Origin of the sequence: Microcystis sp. M_QC_C_20170808_M3Col (assembly GCF_007095505.1) — a bacterium.
Classification (GTDB): Bacteria; Cyanobacteriota; Cyanobacteriia; order Cyanobacteriales; family Microcystaceae; genus Microcystis.
In genome coordinates this window covers 1-4,511 of sequence record NZ_SFBY01000257.1, presented here as the reverse complement: position 1 = coordinate 4,511, position 4,511 = coordinate 1, and the positions used below count along the sequence as shown (strand labels likewise).

The following is a 4,511-nucleotide window of genomic DNA, read 5'->3' as shown; positions in this document are numbered from 1 at the left end:
ACTCTATATACTCACTTCTCTGCGATGCAGTCGCACTCGCGGGAGCGCATTTTGTAGCTTGCTTAAAGCTTTGTTTCTGTCTGTATCACTTGTTACTTTTTAAAATGAGAATTGCTGTCAAATAGCTCCCATTGTAGTCCAGTGGCTCAATATCCCTCAACCCTGGGTATTGAGTATTGACCGCACCAATTGGTCATTTGGTAGTCATCACTACAACATCCTCACAGTCGGCATTGTCCTTGAAGGGGGAGCTATTCCCATTCTAGGAGTGGATGCTCAAGAAGAAAAAAAAGGCAACTCAAACAGCGATGAACGGATGCGTTTTATTGAGGAGATGCTGAAGATTTTTCCTTCTGCGGAGATTCGTTGCTTGTGTGGAGACCGTGAGTTGATTGGGCAGGTGTGGCTGAGGTATCTTTTGCTTGAACCGCTGCTGGCTTTCTGTTTAAGAATTCGGGCAACAGACAAGATTGAGTACAATGGCAAAAAGTACAATCTTGACAATTTTCTTGGTGGGTAGAAGATTACACCGAAGAAGACTTTATGAATTGTACCTTAGAGCCGATTCCTGATGTGGTTTATCAAGCCATTGATGAGGAATTATTAAAAATTCCTTACTTTCCTCAAAATTTAGACCCTCAAGAATTTGTTATAATCGGTCGAGAAGTTAAAAATAAAAAAGAAGCTTGGTCAATCATTGCTGTTATTAGTAAAGGGATAAATAGCGAAAGAGAAGAACTGTTATTATATCGTTATTTTATAGCTCAAGGATTAGGAAGATTAACGGATATCTTGGCATGGTTTAATACTAATAAAAGGCCAAGTTTCAACCCTTTTGATCGAAAATATATCGGACAAACTCACTTTTAGGATGATTTTAATACTAAAGTAGCCTATACTCAACGGATTTAGTATCACTCCCCTATACCTTTTAAATAGGGATAAAAAGCTAAATAGGGTTTGCGGCAAAAAGTTTTTCGTGGGGGTAGGGTGTGGGGTGTAGGGTGTAGGGTTTTACCCGTTTTCAGAGGGTCAATTACCTAATTTTCGGGGAAAAAGTCCCGGAATTTTCCCCCCGACCACTCCTAGCTAAGGCACTTTTTGATTTCAAAAAAGCCTAAAGATATTATCCAACAAGGTTTTTAGATTTATTCAGCAGGCCCTAAATAGAACAGACAAAAAGCCTGTTCTATCCATTAGGAGAAAAAAACTTAAACGGTCATGATATCTTTTTCTTTTGTCGTTAACAAATCCTCGATTTTGGCGATAAATTTATCGGTGGATTTCTGCACTTGATCCTGTAAATCCCTCGATTCATCCTCAGAAATTTCGTGACCTTTTTCCTGTTTACGGATAGCATCGATCGCATCCCGGCGAATATTGCGGATAGCCACCTTTCCTTCTTCGGCCAATTTCGCCGCTAATTTGACCAATTCCTTGCGGCGATCGCTGGTCAGGGGAGGGATATTTAAACGAATGATCTGACCGTCATTACTGGGGGTTAAACCCACGTCCGAGAGAGAAATCGCCTTTTCGATCGCCCCCATACTGGTACGATCGAAGGGTTGAATGGCGATCGTGGTCGCGTCGGGAGTGCTAATGGTCGCTAGGGACTTGAGGGGAGTTTCCATGCCATAATACTCCACCACGATCCGATCTAAAAGAGAAGCATTTGCGCGGCCGGTGCGAATCGTATTAAAAGCTCTCTGGGTTGATTCGACGGTTTTGTGCATATGGTCTTGAACTTCAGCTAACTTCACAGAATCCTCCTACCAATGTTCCAACGGGTTCACCTTTGACAGCGCGAACAATATTACCTGCTACCGACAGATCGAAAACGACTATCGGGATATTATTTTCCTTGCACAGAGCGATCGCCGTTCCGTCCATCACCCGCAGATCATGAGTCAGCACATGACCGTAGGTGAGACTTTGAAAGCGTCGCGCCTTAGGGTTATGGGAGGGATCGGAATCATAAACTCCATCCACTTTCGTCGCTTTAAACACCACTTCCGCATCGATTTCGGCAGCGCGCAGGGCCGCCGTGGTATCGGTGGTAAAGAAAGGATTACCCGATCCCGCACCGAAAACCACCACCCGACCTTTTTCCAGATGACGGATTGCTCGCCGGCGGATGTAGGGTTCAGCCAATTCCTGCATGGCAATCGCCGTTAATACCCTAGTCGGTACTTGCGCTCGTTCTAGGGCATCCTGCAAGGTCATAGCGTTCATGACTGTTGCTATCATACCAATATAATCGGCTGTGGCCCGATCCATGCCGGCCGAGGCGGCTTTCACCCCGCGAAAAATATTGCCCCCACCGACCACGATCGCCAATTGGATGCCTTGGTCAACCACTTCGGAGATTTCCTGAGCGATAGCGGAAACCACCATCGGGTCGATCCCATAGCCGAGATTGCCCATCAGGGCCTCCCCACTCAGTTTTAATAATACCCGCTTGTACGCCATGCCCTTACTACCACTCGCTAAAACAAGATCTAGATAATTTTTGTCTCCCCATAAGATAGCAGGTTTTGGCCTTGATTTAAGCTGACTGGTTCACTCTCCCAGAGGGACGAGAAGTTAAACTTAATAAATCTTTTCGTTGGGAAATTGGTATTTAGTGATACCTTTGTTATTAAGGGAAGCTTAAGTCCCTAGTCAAAATTAATTACACATATCTCACTACCTCTTGTCTTTTGCCTTTTGCATGAGTGCCTATCCTAACCAAGAAATTAATTTTGCACGACTACTTAGTTTTATAGAGAATTAATAACCGTGGTCAGCGATCGATTACTATTGGTCAACAAAAGCAATCAAGGGGCCGCTAACATCGATACCTTTGATTGGGTGTATGGGTTTCAGGATGGAACTCGTCTGATGGGAAAGGTTTGCGGTTACTTAGATCCCGATAGTAATCGTCTTCTCGATCCCGAAAACTGCAGCGCTATCTACCAGAATGCCCAGGGACAAGTCCTTAGTCGTTGGCAAGCTGGAGATTTTATCGCTTTTGAACTAACCACCACCGGGGAAGATCTCCTGATCGTGGCTTCTAATGATAATTGTGTCAGTAATAGTCTCTGTTTGGTTTCGGGCATTAGTCGCAGCTGCGCCCAAGTTAGCGATGAAGGAAAATCCCTCGTCCGGGAGGTTTTTCAATACCCTGCTTGGTCTTTCCAGGGTGATAATAGCACTTCTAAGCCGGCTTTCAGTTGGAATTGTTCCGTATCTCCCTTTTTCCCCTTTGTTTCCTTGCGTTTTAATCTTCAGTCCACCAGCAGCAAAAAATTCTATCGTTGGACGGTTTCCCCCTATTTTCCCTTTTGTCCCCTCTTAGAAGTGGGAGAATCCCTTGCCTAATTAGGGTCTGCGGCAAAAAGTTTTTCGGTGGTGGCAGGGTGTGGGGTTTGAACAGTTTTGAGGTGGCCAATTACCTAATTTTCAGGGAAAAAGTGCCTAAATTTCCCCCTGATCACTCCCATATCCAGTACTTTTTGATTGACAAAAGGTCTAAAAGTCTTACCCAACAAGGTTTTTAGATTTATTCAGCAGACCCTAATTAGCTTTCTCTATTCTTTTGCAAATAATCGACTAATGCCCATAATCCTAGACGATAACTTTCGGCCCCAAAACCGCTAATCTGTCCGATGGCTATATCGGCAATGTAGGAATGATGACGAAAAGACTCGCGTTTGTAAATATTGCTTAAGTGTACTTCCACACAGGCCATTTTTGTGCCTAATAGTGCGTCGCGGATGGCGATACTGGTATGAGTATAAGCTCCCGCATTAATCAAAATACCGTCATGCTGACCCCATGCTTGCTGAATCCAGTCCACTAATTGCCCTTCCTGATTGGACTGGTGTGCGGTTAAATTCACCCCTAAACGGGTAGCTTCTTCGTTTAAAAACCGGTTAATCGCCTCTAAATTGACGTTACCGTAGAGATTCGGCTCTCTTTTCCCCAATAGGTTTAAATTCGGCCCGTGCAGAACCAGAATGCTTAGTTTATTCACAAATGTCCTCCCTATCACCACGAGAATTAATCTTATCTCGATCAGGGACTATTGCCGATCAACAACATTTTTGCCGCTACGGTAATCACCGCACCAATAGTAGCACTGAGCGCACCGACGTTGATCGGCAGAATTAGACCTCGGAATCCCTGTAGGTCGGAAATAGCTTTAATCATGGTAGCTTGTTCATTTTCCACCTTTTCGAGTCGTTTATCCACCCCTCTAACTTTCTCGGTCAAAGTAGCTAATCCTATCTCTACTTTATTTAATCGTTCATCGATTCTGTCAAAGCGATCATCGAAAATTTTGGGTCTGAAACCCCGTCGTTTCACGACGGCTTTACTGTTAAATACTAGCGCATTTACACGATATATGCCAGAATGTGAGACATGGAAAAAGCCTATTCTTACCGATTTTACCCCACACCAGAACAAGAGTCGCTATTGCGGCGCACTTTGGGCTGTGTAAGATTAGTTTACAATAAGGCACTCCATCT

General features: G+C 44.3%; 7 protein-coding genes and 1 pseudogene. 4 read left to right on the top strand and 4 right to left on the bottom strand.

Going from position 1 to position 4,511, the window contains the following annotated elements; translation table 11 throughout:
• Positions 1 to 121 precede the first annotated feature (121 nt).
• Both EWV84_RS11685 and EWV84_RS11680 read left to right on the top strand, forming a co-directional pair.
• A pseudogene (locus EWV84_RS11685) lies at positions 122 to 487 on the top strand (IS4 family transposase); the annotation flags it as partial.
• 56 nt (positions 488 to 543) lie between these two features.
• Positions 544 to 870 (top strand): hypothetical protein, encoded by a 327-nt coding sequence (locus EWV84_RS11680; RefSeq protein ID WP_287078121.1) that lies wholly within the window; start codon positions 544 to 546, stop codon positions 868 to 870.
• Between the two features lie 341 nt (positions 871 to 1,211).
• Here the strand turns inward: EWV84_RS11680 and frr are convergent, their stop codons facing one another.
• Together frr and pyrH are read right to left on the bottom strand one after the other, a co-directional pair.
• The gene (gene frr / locus EWV84_RS11675) at positions 1,212 to 1,733 is read right to left on the bottom strand and encodes a ribosome recycling factor (RefSeq protein ID WP_416361047.1); all 522 of its coding nucleotides are present in this window, start codon (positions 1,731 to 1,733) and stop codon (positions 1,212 to 1,214) included.
• A 13-nt stretch (positions 1,734 to 1,746) separates the two neighbouring features.
• Positions 1,747 to 2,469 (bottom strand): UMP kinase, encoded by a 723-nt coding sequence (pyrH, locus tag EWV84_RS11670; RefSeq protein ID WP_158200398.1) that lies wholly within the window; start codon positions 2,467 to 2,469, stop codon positions 1,747 to 1,749.
• A gap of 309 nt (positions 2,470 to 2,778) precedes the next feature.
• Between pyrH and EWV84_RS11665 the strand changes: the two genes are divergently transcribed.
• Positions 2,779 to 3,360 carry a hypothetical protein gene (locus EWV84_RS11665; protein ID WP_002797920.1) on the top strand — a complete coding sequence of 194 codons (582 nt, stop codon included), beginning with the start codon at positions 2,779 to 2,781 and terminating at the stop codon, positions 3,358 to 3,360.
• A 199-nt stretch (positions 3,361 to 3,559) separates the two neighbouring features.
• Here EWV84_RS11665 and aroQ read toward each other — a convergent pair whose 3' ends face one another.
• A complete protein-coding gene (gene aroQ, locus EWV84_RS11660; protein WP_287078120.1) occupies positions 3,560 to 4,015 on the bottom strand; it encodes a type II 3-dehydroquinate dehydratase in 456 nt (151 codons plus the stop codon).
• A gap of 41 nt (positions 4,016 to 4,056) precedes the next feature.
• Complete coding sequence (locus EWV84_RS11655; RefSeq protein ID WP_416361046.1) at positions 4,057 to 4,347, bottom strand: shikimate dehydrogenase; 291 nt, start codon at positions 4,345 to 4,347, stop codon at positions 4,057 to 4,059.
• 57 nt (positions 4,348 to 4,404) lie between these two features.
• Between EWV84_RS11655 and EWV84_RS11650 the strand changes: the two genes are divergently transcribed.
• Positions 4,405 to 4,511, top strand: a 107-nt coding sequence (locus tag EWV84_RS11650) for a helix-turn-helix domain-containing protein (protein ID WP_155119117.1), incomplete at its 3' end; no start/stop codon positions are given.